Annotated in this window: 13 protein-coding genes; all 13 read right to left on the reverse strand. The window is 34.2% G+C overall.

Going from position 1 to position 15,591, the window contains the following annotated elements:
• Nucleotides 1-190 precede the first annotated feature (190 nt).
• The 13 genes from H9650_RS03865 to H9650_RS03925 all read right to left on the reverse strand — a co-directional run bounded on the left by H9650_RS03865 (nt 191) and on the right by H9650_RS03925 (nt 15,581).
• The gene (locus H9650_RS03865; RefSeq protein WP_144540347.1) at nt 191-1,318 is read right to left on the reverse strand and encodes a DegT/DnrJ/EryC1/StrS family aminotransferase; all 1,128 of its coding nucleotides are present in this window, start codon (nt 1,316-1,318) and stop codon (nt 191-193) included.
• Nucleotides 1,319-1,495: 177 nt separating this feature from the next.
• Nucleotides 1,496-2,059, reverse strand: coding sequence for an acyltransferase (locus H9650_RS03870; RefSeq protein WP_144540349.1), 564 nt, complete (start codon nt 2,057-2,059; stop codon nt 1,496-1,498).
• 296 nt (nt 2,060-2,355) lie between these two features.
• Nucleotides 2,356-3,669, reverse strand: a complete 1,314-nt coding sequence (locus H9650_RS03875) for a nucleotide sugar dehydrogenase (RefSeq protein WP_144540351.1) — start codon at nt 3,667-3,669, stop codon at nt 2,356-2,358.
• 86 nt (nt 3,670-3,755) lie between these two features.
• Entirely contained in the window at nt 3,756-4,976 is a 1,221-nt protein-coding gene (locus tag H9650_RS03880) for a lipopolysaccharide biosynthesis protein (RefSeq protein ID WP_191696611.1), read from the reverse strand.
• Complete coding sequence (locus H9650_RS03885; protein WP_191696612.1) at nt 4,973-6,157, reverse strand: O-antigen ligase family protein; 1,185 nt, start codon at nt 6,155-6,157, stop codon at nt 4,973-4,975. Before H9650_RS03885 ends, H9650_RS03880 begins: the two co-directional genes overlap by 4 nt.
• An 18-nt stretch (nt 6,158-6,175) precedes the next feature.
• Nucleotides 6,176-7,300 carry a glycosyltransferase family 4 protein gene (locus H9650_RS03890; protein ID WP_144540357.1) on the reverse strand — a complete coding sequence of 375 codons (1,125 nt, stop codon included), beginning with the start codon at nt 7,298-7,300 and terminating at the stop codon, nt 6,176-6,178.
• A gap of 46 nt (nt 7,301-7,346) precedes the next feature.
• Complete coding sequence (locus H9650_RS03895) at nt 7,347-8,585, reverse strand: glycosyltransferase family 4 protein (protein ID WP_144540359.1); 1,239 nt, start codon at nt 8,583-8,585, stop codon at nt 7,347-7,349.
• Nucleotides 8,586-8,612: 27 nt separating this feature from the next.
• Nucleotides 8,613-9,902: a phenylacetate--CoA ligase family protein gene (locus tag H9650_RS03900; RefSeq protein ID WP_151111186.1), complete on the reverse strand. Its 1,290-nt coding sequence runs from the start codon at nt 9,900-9,902 to the stop codon at nt 8,613-8,615.
• Nucleotides 9,903-9,937: 35 nt separating this feature from the next.
• Nucleotides 9,938-10,570, reverse strand: coding sequence for an acetyltransferase (locus H9650_RS03905; protein WP_144540363.1), 633 nt, complete (start codon nt 10,568-10,570; stop codon nt 9,938-9,940).
• A gap of 26 nt (nt 10,571-10,596) precedes the next feature.
• Entirely contained in the window at nt 10,597-11,232 is a 636-nt protein-coding gene (locus H9650_RS03910) for a sugar transferase (protein WP_225215886.1), read from the reverse strand.
• Nucleotides 11,233-11,235: 3 nt separating this feature from the next.
• The gene (locus H9650_RS03915) at nt 11,236-12,351 is read right to left on the reverse strand and encodes a DegT/DnrJ/EryC1/StrS family aminotransferase (RefSeq protein ID WP_186318241.1); all 1,116 of its coding nucleotides are present in this window, start codon (nt 12,349-12,351) and stop codon (nt 11,236-11,238) included.
• 109 nt (nt 12,352-12,460) lie between these two features.
• The gene (locus tag H9650_RS03920) at nt 12,461-14,293 is read right to left on the reverse strand and encodes a polysaccharide biosynthesis protein (protein WP_144540365.1); all 1,833 of its coding nucleotides are present in this window, start codon (nt 14,291-14,293) and stop codon (nt 12,461-12,463) included.
• A 520-nt stretch (nt 14,294-14,813) separates the two neighbouring features.
• Complete coding sequence (locus H9650_RS03925; RefSeq protein ID WP_191696613.1) at nt 14,814-15,581, reverse strand: tyrosine-protein phosphatase; 768 nt, start codon at nt 15,579-15,581, stop codon at nt 14,814-14,816.
• Nucleotides 15,582-15,591: the final 10 nt, after the last annotated feature.

Genomic DNA, 15,591 nt, shown 5'->3' on the forward strand with positions numbered 1-15,591 from the left:
TGTTCAGTGAAGTACTAATATTTATTACTTGGTTGATTGCGTGACAGATGCACATTAACTTCTTTGACCAGTAATATTCTTCTTTGTTTCTTTATCTAAATTGATAAAACTAAATCAGCAAATTATAATTTCGAATTAGATCTTTATCAAGTATAGAAAAGCAGTCGAATTACTTCGACTGCTCATGATTTTAACTCATAAATTCTTTAATAACTTTACAAACTTGATCGACTTCCGCTTCACTCAAATACGGATGCATCGGTAAGGAAAGTACTGTATCACATAGCTCATTTGTTACGATGAAATCTTCTTCTATATACTCTAAGTTTTCAAATGCTTCTTGTTTGTGCATTGGTTTGACGTAATAGACCATACTTGGGATATTCTCTTCTTTTAGCTTGTTTTGGAGATTATCTCGTTCAGTCTTATTCTTAAGCTTAATCGTGTATTGAGCAAAACTAGAAACATAGCCTTCAGGAATATAAGGAATTTCAACGACATCCTTTAAGCGTTCATTGTAATGACTTGCTACACGATTGACATCTGTAACCTCATGCTTATCAAAGGCTTTTAGTTTGACTTGAAGAATGGCAGCTTGGATAGTATCTAATCTCGAGTTCACACCAATTCTTACATTGTCGTATTTATTACTTCCTTTTCCATGTACTTTTAGAGACTGTAACAACTCTGCTAAATTGTCGTCATCAGTAAAGATAGCTCCTCCATCTCCATAGCCTCCTAATGGTTTAGCTGGAAAGAAGGAAGTAGTTGCCGCATCACCAAAGCTGCAAGCTCTTTTTCCATCAATGCTTCCACCAAAGCCCTGAGCACCATCTTCCAAAACTAAAAGATTATACTTTTGAGCAATTTTTAAGATCTCTGGATAATTAGCTGGAAGTCCAAATAGATCTACAGGAATGATAACCTTTGGAGATAGTTTTCCTTCTTCCATTGTTTTAATGATTGCCTGTTCTAGTTTTTTCGTATCAATATTAAAGGTGTTTCTATCTACATCAACAAAAATGGGAGTAGCCCCAACAAATGAAACTACTTCACCTGTTGAAAAGAAAGTAAAATCAGGTAAAAATACTGCATCTCCCTCTTTAATACCCCAGGCCATTAAAACAAGAGATAATGCCTCTGTTCCATTAGCACATGTAATAGTATGTTTGGCTCCTGTATACTTTGATAATTGTAGTTCTAGTTCTTTTACTTCATTGCCACCTATAAAGTTTGCATTACTAATCACTTTCTGAATTGCTGTATCAATTTCATCTTTATATGTTTGATATTGAGTTTTTAAATCTCTAAATTCCATGATAGCCCAGCTTTCTATACTTAATAGTCGTTACTTTAGTGAATTTGGTAGGGATTATTTTATCATCATAAAATATCCATCGTCATCTGGCTAGTTAAAACTACAGGCGACAAATTCAGCAGGGTAACTTATCACTCCACACACTTAAAATTGGTCGCCTAAATATTTAACTATATTTTATTTAGCTTCTGTTAGAACCCCGTTAGAAAGATTATACTCTCTTTCACATTCGATGCATTTTAACTCATTTTTCAGTACATGCCCACATTCACAAACCCAACCTTTTTGTTTGGCAGGTATTCCTGTCATTAAAGCATAATCAGGTACATCTTTGGTTACTACCGCTCCTGAAGCAATCATTGCCCAACGACCAATCGTATTACCACACACGATAGTTGCATTTGCCCCAATCGAAGCACCGTATTTAACTAACGTTCTTTTGTATCCTTCTGCTCCCTTAGGATACTTACTTCTAGGAGTCAAATCATTTGTAAAAACCATCGATGGTCCGCAAAATACGTAATCCTCTAACTCTACACCCTCGTAAATGGAAACATTATTTTGGATCTTCACTCCATTACCTATTTGGACATTGTTAGAAATATTGACGTTTTGACCTAAAGAACATTTTTCACCAATTTTTGCGCCTTTTTGAATATGACTAAAATGCCAAATTTTTGTGTCCTCACCGATTATAACACCTTCGTCTACGTAACTACTCGGATGTACATAGAAATTCATGTTCTGGCCTCCATATCGTAAATACAGTTATCTTTTAAAATTGAATCATTTTCATAATTCCTGTTTTTATGAAAAACACGAACAATCAAGAAGGAATATGATATATACATGCTTTTCTTCTTATAATATAATTGACATTCTTGTCGGCCGCTTTCGGCGGAGTGATCGATAAGCCATCACCGCGCGCGTTGTGATGGCTTATCTGGCTCACTCATCTCCCCAGAGTCGCCGCCCAATCAACAAAGAAGAGATGTTCGTGTTTAATTGGTAAACTGCTATTTATGAAATTAACTCAACTACAATAATTCTACATTTTCTCTATTAGTGATAGATTTCATAGCATTCTTCGTATCAAAAATCACTTTAGAATGTTTTTGAACAAAGTCATAGTCTACAGTTGTGTGAGCTGTTGTTATGATTACTAGATCTGCATTACCTAGTAATTCAGCAGTTAACTCAGGTTCACCTTTTTTCACTTCACCATTTTCGCGATATTCAGGAACAAATGGGTCAAAGTAAACTACGTCTGCTCCTTCTTTCTCTAACTCCTCAATTACTCGAATAGCCGGACTTTCTCTAAAATCTTCAATATCTTGCTTATAAGCAACACCTAGCACTAAAATTCTAGATCCATTCATAGGCTTTCTATCTCTGTTCAAGATTTTACTTGCTCTTTCTGCACAATACTCAGGCATACGATCATTAACCATCATCGAAGATTCAATCATTGATGTGTGGAAACCAAATTCACGAGCTTTCCATGACAAATAGTATGGGTCAAGAGGGATACAATGACCACCTAACCCTGGACCTGGATAAAACGCTTGGAAACCATAAGGCTTAGATTTAGCTGCATCAATAACTTCCCATAGATTAATCCCCATTTTATTACTTAACATCGCAAGCTCATTTATAAGCCCAATGTTAACATTTCTATATGTATTTTCAAGAATTTTTTCCATTTCTGCAATTGCCGGAGAGGAAACAGTAATTACTTCTCCTTTTAAAACTGCACGATACATTTCTGCAATAACCTCTGTAGCTTCTTCTCCAATTGCACCAACTACTTTCGGTGTATTGTTTGTTTTGTAAACTAAATTACCTGGGTCTACACGCTCTGGAGAGAATCCTAAGTAAAAATCAGTTCCACAAACTAAGCCAGAACCATTTTCTAAAATTGGTTTAATTAATTCCTCTGTTGTTCCAGGGTAAGTTGTTGACTCAAGGACAACCATCGTTTCTTTTGTAAGATACTTAGCTATTTCTTTTGAAGAGCTTTCCAGATAGCTTACGTCTGGTTGTTGATATTCGTCTAAAGGAGTTGGAACGCAAATAGCAATGAAATCGACATCTTTTATATGACTAAAATCGGTGGTAGCTGATAGCAAGCCAGATTCAACTATACTAGATAATTCTGTCTCAACTACATCTCCAATATAATTTTGTCCTTTATTGACCATATCCACTTTTTCTTGTTGAACATCAAAGCCTATTGTTTTAAAGCCCGCCTTCGCTTTTTCAACAGCTAATGGAAGTCCAACATATCCTAGCCCTATTACACCTACTGTAATTTGTTTGTTTTCAATCTTGTCTAATAATTTTCTTTTCATCTTCTATGTCCTACTTTCTTCTAACGTTTTTTATTTGTTTATGTAAATTTATTTAGTACCAATTTTGGAAGTCCTTTAGGTTGGACTTAACCACCTTTGGAACTTTTAACTGTTTTGCTTCTTCGATAATTAAGCATAAAAACACTTAACTGCATAATTAGCTTAAACACTGCTGCTACAAGAACACCAAATGTAAATCCTTTCAATCCACCTATCTTGTAAAAATAATAGGCTGCCGAAACGTAAACGACTAAATGAAGTCCGCTCATGTAAATTTGCCAGCTAATTTTGTTAAAACGAAGATTGAATGGCTGAACTACTGTAGATAGCACACTTATAATAGCAGTAGCTGTAGTAATATAAACCAACTCTAGCGACTCTTTTGCCCAGTCGTTATAGAAAAAACCTAAGAAGTATGGGCTTATCCAAACAGTTGCAAGATAGCCGACTGCACCTAATACACAAGAGATGCTAAACATTCTTATTACTTTTTTCAAACTAATATTATCTACCTTAACTAAATAGCTTAAAATGACAGAGTTAACTGGGTTAATCATCATCGAAATAATTTTCCCCAGAATAGTGGAGCTATAATAAATAGCTACACTAACAGGTCCTAGCAAAGGAAGTAAGATTAATTTGTCAGCATATGAAAGAACATTTTTCAATAGATTGGCTATATACAATAATACACCTTTTGAAGCAGTGTCCTTATATAGAGCAGATAATTTAAACTTTTCCTTATGTAAGCTTGTGTGACGAAAAATATAGATCAAGCTAAATAGCAGTCCGGTGAAATAGATAATCTGCCAGCTTTCAAAATATAAAAATATGATGGAACCTATTAGGTAACCGACACTCATATAGATATTATTTAAAAGAATCCCTTTATAATTCAAAACTAATCGGAAAGTTACTACTAAATACTCCTTCCAAATTGATGCAACAGTTATCAGACTTAATAATAGATAATCCAGAAGGGTTAAACTGGAGTCTATGTAGAAGGAAATAGCAATAATTAGAAGAATACTTACAAAAGAAGAACCTACCAGTAAAGGATTAAAATCTCCTTCTTCGTTTTTTTCCTTGTATTCATTATCCTTCAATAAACGTATATTGTTCAATACATTACCTAATGGAAAACTCACAACCGTAAACACACTGATTAGTGTTATTATTAGCCCGTATTCTTCTCCTCCTAAAGCTTTTGCGATTAGAGGATAGGATACAAGCTGTAGGATAAGTAATGGTAGAGCAGCTGATATAATATTTAATAGGGAATCCACGAGAAATTTCTTGTTTTTCATGTTAATCTCTCACCGTTTTCTAAATTTAGTTTGATAAGTAAACCTAATAAAATCCAAAACTTAATATCCGTAATATAGGAACTACTTATCATTAAATGGACAAACCCTAAACCAATCCAAATGATTATTAAAAAATAGTTATTTAGATTTTTTGTTAATAGACTTCTTACTAATAAAAACAAGATGATAAGGATTGCTATACCTCCAGCTATTACACCAAAGTTAACAACCATCTCGAGAAAGAAATTATGTGCATATCCTCCCTCTTTACCAATAATCCGCCGATCCGCCCCTAGTCCGAGTCCTAGGAAGGGGTTGTTCATAACAGCCTTTATCAGATTTTCATATATGTAATCTCTTCCGCTTAGATGTACTTCACCGCTCAAAAATAGTTTTATGCTTCTACTATTAATGTCGTATTTATTTAATATTTCATATAGCATATTAAATAATTTATCTAAATTGAGGCTTAAGAAAACTAGACTGACCACTACTAAAAGGTTATAAAAGACTTTAGAATAGGAAAGCTGAAAGATCAAACGAATCATTTTTAACGCAATAAATACAACAATACATAATAACGCCCCCCTTGAACCAAGGGCTAGAATAACAAAAATAGATATTAAAGAAAAAAGAAGAGCCTTGTTGGAATATTTATCTATCAGACTATCTAAAAAAAGAATTGCTGGCAGCAGCATATAATAGGAAAGAGCCATACTATAGGAACCGGCAGTTGCATTTCCTGAAACTATTATGAGACCCAATAAAGCTCCAAAAAAGAATACTATATAGCTTGACTTGATCATCACTTTCTTAAATATCTCAAAATCTCTTAAGCTCAACGTATATATAAACGCCGGCAAGCACATTCCAAATAACGGGAATATTAACTGCTTTAAATAGAAATGATTTAGAGGGAAAAATAAATAATTTAAAAGAAAGATGAAAATAGCTACAAAATATACTCCTATAAATTTCCCTAAGCTTCTTTTTAGCACTGCAGGTAAGGCATACAAAAACAATACACCTACTAGTACTTTCGATATCAGTTGTACTCCTGAGCCCGCTGCAGTACCAATAAGATTAAAATAAATCAGAAGAAAATATTGTATAGTAAGAACTATAAAGGATGCCATTATTGCTATGCTTATTTTTTGATCATCTGATTTATTTTTCACCATAAATTATTCACATTCCTCTTATCTTTTGGATTCATTCTGCAATGCTTTAGCGTATACGTCATCATATTGAGTCAGCAATCTATCCCAATTAAAATTGTCTACTAACGCCAAGCAATTTTTTGATATATCCTCATAATTTTTCATAATGTCTATTATTCGGTCCGCTATCATAGTAGGATCAAGAGAATCAACGTGATATCCAACTTTCCCCTCTTCAAATTGACCATCAAATCCTTGTCCCTTTGAGTAAATCAGTGGCAAACCTTGACTCATGGCTTCTGGATATACGAGTCCAAAAGTTTCTGTTAAAGATGGCATAACAAAAATATCATGAGAACGATATATTTCTAAAAGACTCTCTTTTGGCTGAGGCTTTAAATAATTTACGAAAGAAAACTTCATCAGCTCTTCATAAACTTGTTCATTGCTTATCTTCCCCACAACAGTGAACTTAACTTTGTAGCCCCTACCCTGTAACATCTCAAGCGCTCTAGCAGAGGTCAGTATATTCTTGTTATTGTTTACTGCTCCTATAAAAATTATATTAATACTTTTAGGCTGAGATAGTGTTTTAGGATTTCCTAAATTATTGAACCAAAATTCATCAATCCCGTTAGGAATAATGATAGACTTTTCTAGGATTTCTTTTTTGTCTTTCTCAGCAACATAAGTTTCTACAACAATATTTTTATAAGAATCGGAAAGAAATATAATAGACTCTGCTTCCTTTAATATTTCAATACCCAAACTACGTAAAAAAACTCTTCGCTTAAAAAATTGATTAACGTCTGTATTTCTTACAGCTACTACATAAGGGATGCCAAATTTTTTCTTTGTCTGCAAAGCAATATAACCATTAGAAAAGAGAGTATGTGCATGCACTAGTGAATAATCCTGCACATTGAAATTTTTTACTAAATCCTTATAAATTTTTTTATGCTTCACATAAAACAAATAACGATCAAATTTATAATGATTTTTTCTAACGGTTGTATATTCCCCTAACTGTAAATGAGATAAGTCCGTAGTAAAAGGGGTTGGGACATAAACATCAATAGGGATGCCATTTCTTACTTGGCGATCGTATATATTTTTATATAGCATTCCGCCTCCGTAATATGAATTTATATGTAAAACCTTCATATTTACTCCACCCCATTGGTTACTTTCACTAGTATGTAAAAATCGATTAACTTTCTATAATAATGCTCTCTAATTTATCCGTTAGCGTTTTAAAGTCATAATTCTGTATAGTTGATAAAGAGTTTTGACAGTATTGATTGTATTCTTGCTTATCCATATGGTAAAACTCTAAAATACCTTGTACTAAAGCGTCCACTGAGCCACCTTTTACAGTTTTCCCACAGTTTTGCTTTGTTAATATATCATAGCCATTTTCCATATTGGACAACGTAGGCTTTCCAGACGCCATATAATCAAAGAGCTTATTCAAGCTTAAGCCATACTTATATAAAGGAATATGCTTACCAGTGAATATATTTAAATTAGATTTACTTAAAATATTAGGAATTAGCTTTTTATCGACCTTACCTTTAAAAACAATATTAGTTAACCCTTTACTAGCTACATATTCTTCAAGCTTTTCTCTTTGGCTGCCATGGCCAAATAAGATAAATTGAATATCGTCTATTCCTTTATTTTGGATTTCCTCTGCTGCTTTTACTAAATAGGTTAATTCATTAGCTACGCCCATGCTACCCGTATAAAGAACTTTGAAAGTAGAAGGATTATCAAGATTGTCGTCAGAGTAAATGAACTCGTTTTTGTTTTTATTATACTCTTCTAAATCCACACCATTGTTTATGTATCTTACTTTAGATGAGTCGAGTCCGATTTCTTCCACATAATCCTTTCCTCCTGGAATAGTAAAGATAAGCTTGTCCGCCTTCTTATATAACCATTTTTCACCCTTGTACAAAAGCTTTGCCACAAAACTATTCTTTTTAAGAGTTCCGTATTGGACAATTGTCTCGGGCCATAAATCTCTAATCTCACAAATGCAGGGAACATTAAATTTTTTAGCTATCTTAATACCTGCTAATAGAGTTAGTGGATGTACACTAGAAGCAATGATTATATCCGGTTTACCATACTTTTTACTATATTCCTTTGTAGTGGGAAAAAGGTTTTTGTAGAAATTCCACATATTTTGTAGTCGTTCTATACCATTTTTGTATTTGGTAGTTTTCACAAAAACATAAGGTATTTTCTCTACAGACTTTAACTCGTAAGTTCCGTTCGTTATCGATATCTGAGAATCACTATTATGCCTAGTGCTTGCACAAAAAATAGTGGGCTCATAACCTTTTTTAATAAGATTTTTGGCAAACCAATAATGTCGCCCACCCTTATTGAAGTATGTACCATGAGCATAATGATTGAAAATCCATACTGTTTTTTTCTGCATTGTCATATCCTCTTCTGTTTGATGTAATTATTTTACTTTCTCCGGCACTTTATAATTACATATAGTATTCTTAAACTTACCTGAAGCTAAAACAGGGATCTCATTTACAAACTTCACATCAATACGGGCATCCTCACCTAAAATTCCTTTAAACGAATCTATAAAATCATTTTCCGCATAAATGCCCTCTGCTCCATTGACCTTTAAAATATAATACGTTTTATCTTCTTGAATAAATTGCCATTGTTTTAATTTTTTATATCGTTTCATATGTACGCTTATAGTATGTGGCGTTAAAACATTTCCTTGTGCATCATACACCATATCGATTCGTCTTCCTTGAATACTTCTCAAGGTAGAAATATTATGACGATCTAAATCATCTGATATAGCTAAATCTCCTGTATCATATCGAATAATAGGCATCGCATGGTTATATAAATCTGTGACAACTATCCGCCCTAGTTCTCCAGGGTTTACCGGTTCATCACTATCTAACTTTAATAATTCAATAAAGTAGCTTGCTCTATTTACCCTAAACACTCTATCATTAGATTTTGTCTGGGCTAAAATCCCATTTTCTTGATTGGAATATCTGTCGATAATAGGACAACCAAAAATCTTCTCTAGCTTTTCTCTCGTTTCTTCTTTTAATAACGAGGAACTAGAAAAGATAACCTTTAAATTATACATATCCGGTGTATCGCCTTTTTCATATATATAATTACTTAGAATTTCATAGGAAGAAGCATAGGCCAAGCAGCTATTAATATGCTTATCGTTCTGTAATGTTCTTCGAATACTTTCTAATGCCTCTTCATCTAATCGCAATATGTCTATAGGAACTAAATTTTGTTTAAGCTTTTCAATTGTAGTTTTCTTTTCTGGCCAAGCTTTAAAGTACATATATTTTTGACCAAGTGTCTGTCCTTCTATTTCATTGAAATAGATTACCTCTGCCATCGTTCTCTCACGCTTTGCTCTGTCCTGATTTACCGTAAAAGGAGTTCCAGTGGAACCACTAGTAGACATTTGATGATATACATTATTCAAATGTTTTTGAGATTGAAAAGATGTATACATTTCTTTATAATGGTTTTTTGTTACAACAGGTAAATCACTGAAATTGGATGACTTTAATGGATTGTAAAAAGGGACAGTATCATAAGCATGATTGCAAATTGACTGAAGCTGTTTAAGATTCGAAGTATTACTTTCCATTATTTGTTTAATATCATTATAGTTCTGTTTGATTGTCTTACCTTTTAATGCATCCATTCCCCAAAACACAGTTCCTCTAAGAGTCTTTCTTACCATTATAATCACCCTTCATTTAATCGCCTTCTATTTATCTAATATCTCTTAGCTGGTAAACCCTTATACAGACCATTAGCACTTGTATTTTTTGTGACTACTGCACCAGCACCAATACTTACGTTTTCCTCGATAGTCAAGCCCTGCAAAATAGTAGAACCAGTCCCAATCATTGAGCAATCCTTTAGAGTAACATTACCGGAGATTCGACTGCCAGGCATGACTGTGACAAAACTCTCCATTTGTATATCATGTCCCATGGTTGTTCCTATATTGATATGACAATGATCTTCAATATAGCAATCAGGATTAATAACCACACCAGCGCAAACAATATTACCCTTTCCCAGTTGAATATAGTTACTTACTATAGCGTCTGGATGGATTAAGTTTAGCCAGTTAACGGATGTTAATTTTTTAACTAGGAGCTTTCGGACGTTACAATTAGCTATTGCTATCACACCAAATACTTCATTTTGCTCTGAGTATTCTTTCAAATAATCGGTTGTACCAAGAATCTCATAGCCCATTATATTGCTTCCAACGAGATTTTCATCATCATCTATTAAGCCTAAGAGTTTATATCTTTCTTCGTTTACGTTTAGCTTTTCTACAATTTCTATAACCTGCTTACTAAAACCACCACTACCTATTATAAAAAGCTTTTTCATATGTCACCCTCGAATTCAAATTTGGTTCACTTTTGATTACTTCCAGTTCCTTGAAATCGATTATTTGTTTTAGTATTGTCGAAGTTGATGCCTTCTTTTACAAACACTTTTTTAATTGTCATAAATATAATCTTAAGATCCTCTAGAAAAGATATATTCTTTACATATTTAACATCTAAATTGAATTTGTCTTCCCAGCTAAGTGAATTTCGACCACTTACTTGGGCAAGACCAGACAAACCTGGACGAACATTATGTCTTTTTCTTTGCTCTTCATTATATAAATTAAGATACTCAACCAATAAAGGTCGTGGACCAATAAAGGACATATCTCCTTTTAATATATTTAAAAGCTCTGGTAGTTCATCTATGGAAGTAGAACGGAGGAATTTCCCGAAGCGAGTAAGCCTTACATGGTCGGGTAACAGCTCTCCATGTTCATCTCTCTCCTCTGTCATTGTTCGAAATTTATACATTGTAAAAACCTTTTCATGTAAACCAGGTCTATTTTGTTTAAATAAAATCGGACTCCCTAATTTGTTTCTAACGAGAATCGCCACGACTAGCAGTAGAGGACTAAGGATGATAAGCATCGTAAGGGAAACGATAAAATCTAATGGTCTTTTAATGAGCTTTTTGTAAATCCCATCTTTTTGCCTCATGAGTTATGCCTCCCAAATCCTCTTTATAGTCTTAGTAACTCTCTCTAGTTCTGAATCTGTTATTTTCGAATCAGATGGCAAGCAAACTCCATTATTAAATAGATTTTCCGAAACATCACTACCGATATAGTCATATTTTTCAAAGAACGGTTGCAAATGCATTGGCTTCCATACTGGTCTAGATTCAATATTTTCGTTTTCTAGGGCTTGCATAACATCAATCGGTCTAACATGTCCATTTAAAGTTAAGGCGCTTAACCAGTAGTTAGGCTTGTCCCATTCATTACTAGGCATAAATTCTATACCATCTAGACCGCTGAGCTCTTGTTTGTAAAAATTAAATATGTAATTTTTCTTTTCCACTCTCTTATCCAAGACCTTAAGCTGCCCTCTACCAATTCCAGCAACCACGTTGCTCATTCGATAATTGTAACCGAGCTCACTATGTTGATAATGTCTAGCTTGATCTCTAGATTGGGTAGCCCAGAATCTTGCTTTTTCAATTCTCTCTTCATTGTTAGATACGAGCATTCCACCACCTGAAGTAGTGATGATTTTATTTCCATTAAAAGAAAAAATACCATAGTCACCAAAGGTCCCTGTATGCTGCCCTTTATAATATGTCCCTAACGATTCTGCTGCATCCTCTATTAAAGCAACATTATGCTTATTGCAAAGCGCTACTATTTTGTCCATATCGGCAGATAAACCATATAAATGAACCACTATAACAGCTTTAACATTAGGATACTTAGCAAAAGCCTCTTCCAAAGCTTTTGGACACATATTCCACGTTTCATGATCACTATCTATAAAAACAGGTATTGCATTTTGATAGATAATAGGATTAGCAGTAGCAGAAAATGTTAGTGTCGGACAAAATACAATGTCCCCTTCCCCTACTCCCGCAGCCTTTAGCGCCAGATGGATCGCGGCTGTTCCAGATGATAGAGCTGCTGCTGATTTCGAGCCCACCTTTGCAGCAAGTTCTTTTTCAAAATTATTTACATTTTCTCCTAATGGCGCAATCCAGTTAGTATCAAATGCTTCTTTCACATATTGCATTTCATATCCTTCCTCACTCATATGAGGAGACGAAAGGAAAATTCTTTCATTCATTATTTGACTTCCTTCCTATTTAAATAGCATCTGGATAGGTTTTCAACATTCATACATCTAACCTTATTTCCAAACATAATGTTTTCTCAAATTTATAAAGATTTATCTTTTAAACGTGTTCCTTAATAGGGGAGTCGACAAACTTATGATTCGCTAATCCTATTAACGTTTCTTTAAGTGTTGCATTGTTCATATGAGGAAGCTTCTCCATCACATATTTCAATTCAGACTGACTGATTGGATTTGCCTTTCCAATATGAATTTTTGGAAAGATAAATCTGCTTTGAATCTCATTTTCGCTTAAGAGCTCTTCATACAATTTTTCTCCCGGTCTAATACCTGAAAACTCTATACCTATTTCATCTTCTCTATAGCCAGAGAGCTTAATTAAATTTTTAGCTAGGTCAACAATTTTAACCGGCTCGCCCATATCTAGAACAAATACTTCTCCCCCGCTAGCTAAGCTCCCCGCCTGAAGAACAAGTCTAGAAGCTTCGGGTATTGTCATGAAATACCTCGTCATTTCTGGGTCTGTGACAGTTATTGGTCCGCCTACAGCAATTTGTTTTTTAAAGAGTGGCACTACACTACCACGAGATCCAAGAACATTACCAAAGCGAACCGCTGCAAATTTCGTCTTACTCTCTTTAGCAAGATTTTGCACAACCATCTCTGCGAAACGTTTGGTAGCACCCATAATATTCGGTGGATTAACTGCTTTATCAGTAGAAATCATAACGAAGTATTCCACTCCGAACACATCTGCTGCCTCAGCAATATTTTTTGTGCCGAAAATATTGTTTTTTACGGCTTCCATTGGATTGTGTTCCATCAATGGAACATGCTTATGTGCAGCTGCGTGATAAATTACATCAGGTTTATACTCCGATACAATGTCGAAAATACGTCCACGGTCTTGAACATCTGCGATTATCGGAATTATTTTTGTAATCATGGAAACCTTTTGTCGCAATTCCATGTCTATAGTATAGATAGAATTTTCTCCGTGACCGAGTAGAATAATTGCCTTTGGATTGAATCTGGCTACTTGTCTACAAATCTCTGAACCAATGGAGCCGCCCGCTCCAGTAATGAGAATAGTTTTGTTAGTTAGTTTAGATGAAATTGTTTCAAGGTCAAGTTCTACTTCGTCACGACCAAGTAAGTCCTCAATTCTCACATCTCTTATTTCATTGATTGATACTTTCCCTGTTAGTAAGTCTTCTATAAGAGGCATTGTTTGCGTACGAACTCCAGTATCTAAGCATAGCTGTAAAAGCATTGCACGACGCGTCTTTTCCATTGAAGGAATAGCAATAATAATGTGCTCAATGTTCTGATTCAAGACTACATCCTCAATTATGTCGGTTCCACCTAACACTCTCATGTTAAAGATATCCAATCCCTTTTTAGTTATATCATCATCTAAAAAAGCAATTGGCTTAAGCGGCGAGTTCGCATTCTTCAATAATTGTCGAGCAATCATTGTCCCAGCTGCACCTGCGCCAATAATAAGCGTCCTTTTTTTAGAGCCTTTTAAATTTTGCCCACTTATGAAGGTGTCTCTTATCACTCTCCAAGATAATCTTGTCCCACCAATTAGTAGCATATGCAACATCCATGTAACGAATAATGCTCTAACAAGTACGTCTCCCGTTACGATTACTTGGATAAGAGCGACTGTTAGTATGGAGAAAGTTACTGCCTTAAATATCGACAATAATTCTTTCACGGATGCATATTCCCATACCTTCCGATACAGTCCGTAATACATTGCAAAGCTGTGATGCGCTACAAATATCGTAAGCGAACTAATCAATAATAATACATCCGTAAATGGATTATCGATTGGATGCAGTAGAAAATAGCCGATGTATATTGAAAATAACACTATACATGAATCGACTAATATCAGCATCGACATTCTTCGCTTTAATGACATCGTGTCACTCTCCTATTCTTTTACCTATGTAAGCTATTTCTTTTACCTATGTATAATTTCTATTCTCACTGCACATAATTATAGCACTTTGGATATAAATTTGTTGTAATTTTATTGTAATGCAATTGAAATATAACTGTTATGTGGGTATTTTGTCCTTTTAATTTTATCTTACATATCCTCATTACTTTCCTTTTTATTCCTTTTTAACTGTTATTATTTACCGTTATTTATGATAAAAATCAATTATTTTACAATTATATTTACAGAATAGTTCATTTGATTCTAAATTTATTTTAATGGTTTTAGCTTACCTTATAGTTTATTTCCCTTGAAAAAGGGTATATTAATAAGTGTTTTTAAGAATAGATTTCCTTAAAGAGAACAAACAAATATAGAAATTCATTAGGCAAAGTAATAAGCCATCACCCTCGCTTTTGTTGTGCGAGGGTGATGGCTTATTTCTCTCTCATGTATGTCTTTAATTCTTATTAAAAAAATGATAAAAGAATAGTTATTGTTATCCGATAAAGCTCCACCATTTCTTAGGAGTGGGTTCCGTTGGTTCTAAAAGAATAACTTCTTTATTTTCTACAATTCTTGCATTGTTTTCTAGAAAAATATCTACAGTATCTAGCTTTTTTTGCTTTTCTAGATAGCATAGTCCTGCATCAAATAAGAATGGTCTTGTTTTTTTGCTATGCACATCGGAACCATACGTATGGACTAAATTACAATCTATTAGCTGTATAGAGGTTTTCTGTATACTTTTACCGAAGTGTCCTGCTAAGCTACCTGCTGTAATTTGAGAGATAGCACCATGATTTATAAGCTTAAGTAATCTACTCGGTTTTTCTGCGATAGCTTTATTTCTTTCGGGATGTGCAATGACCGGTACTTTTCCCATGCTTAATATTTCTTGAATGATAGCTATCGTATAATTGGGCACATTCGATGATGGTAGCTCTAACAAAACATATTTTGAACCAGCTAATGTTAAAGCACTCCCGTCTCTCAGTTGTTCTACAATAGAATCCCCAATTCTTATTTCTTGCCCTAGGTGCAATTTTATTTGCAAATTTTCTTTAGCTATTTCCTCTTTGATATTATTGTATTTTTCTACTACAGCTTCCTTCAGCACATTATATTGTGGATGATATGCATGCGGGGTCACAATAATATCTGTAATACCTTCTTTTACCGCTTGATATACAAGGCCAAGCGATTCTACCAACGTTTCAGGACCATCATCAACTCCCGGAAGAATATGTGCGTGGATATCTACCATAATATAACCT

It is taken from the genome of Psychrobacillus faecigallinarum (genome assembly GCF_014836595.1).
Lineage (GTDB): Bacteria > Bacillota > Bacilli > Bacillales_A > Planococcaceae > Psychrobacillus > Psychrobacillus faecigallinarum.

Excerpts from the sequence above, each read along its gene's own strand:
- H9650_RS03865 (WP_144540347.1), bottom strand. The coding sequence starts at position 1,318 with ATGGAATTTAGAGATTTAAAAACTCAATATCAAACATATAAAGATGAA.
- H9650_RS03870 (WP_144540349.1), bottom strand. The coding sequence starts at position 2,059 with ATGAATTTCTATGTACATCCGAGTAGTTACGTAGACGAAGGTGTTATA.
- H9650_RS03875 (WP_144540351.1), bottom strand. The coding sequence starts at position 3,669 with ATGAAAAGAAAATTATTAGACAAGATTGAAAACAAACAAATTACAGTA.
- H9650_RS03880 (WP_191696611.1), bottom strand. The coding sequence starts at position 4,976 with ATGAAAAACAAGAAATTTCTCGTGGATTCCCTATTAAATATTATATCA.
- H9650_RS03885 (WP_191696612.1), bottom strand. The coding sequence starts at position 6,157 with ATGGTGAAAAATAAATCAGATGATCAAAAAATAAGCATAGCAATAATG.
- H9650_RS03890 (WP_144540357.1), bottom strand. The coding sequence starts at position 7,300 with ATGAAGGTTTTACATATAAATTCATATTACGGAGGCGGAATGCTATAT.
- H9650_RS03895 (WP_144540359.1), bottom strand. The coding sequence starts at position 8,585 with ATGCAGAAAAAAACAGTATGGATTTTCAATCATTATGCTCATGGTACA.
- H9650_RS03900 (WP_151111186.1), bottom strand. The coding sequence starts at position 9,902 with ATGGTAAGAAAGACTCTTAGAGGAACTGTGTTTTGGGGAATGGATGCA.
- H9650_RS03905 (WP_144540363.1), bottom strand. The coding sequence starts at position 10,570 with ATGAAAAAGCTTTTTATAATAGGTAGTGGTGGTTTTAGTAAGCAGGTT.
- H9650_RS03910 (WP_225215886.1), bottom strand. The coding sequence starts at position 11,232 with ATGAGGCAAAAAGATGGGATTTACAAAAAGCTCATTAAAAGACCATTA.
- H9650_RS03915 (WP_186318241.1), bottom strand. The coding sequence starts at position 12,351 with ATGAATGAAAGAATTTTCCTTTCGTCTCCTCATATGAGTGAGGAAGGA.
- H9650_RS03920 (WP_144540365.1), bottom strand. The coding sequence starts at position 14,293 with ATGTCATTAAAGCGAAGAATGTCGATGCTGATATTAGTCGATTCATGT.
- H9650_RS03925 (WP_191696613.1), bottom strand. The coding sequence starts at position 15,581 with ATGGTAGATATCCACGCACATATTCTTCCGGGAGTTGATGATGGTCCT.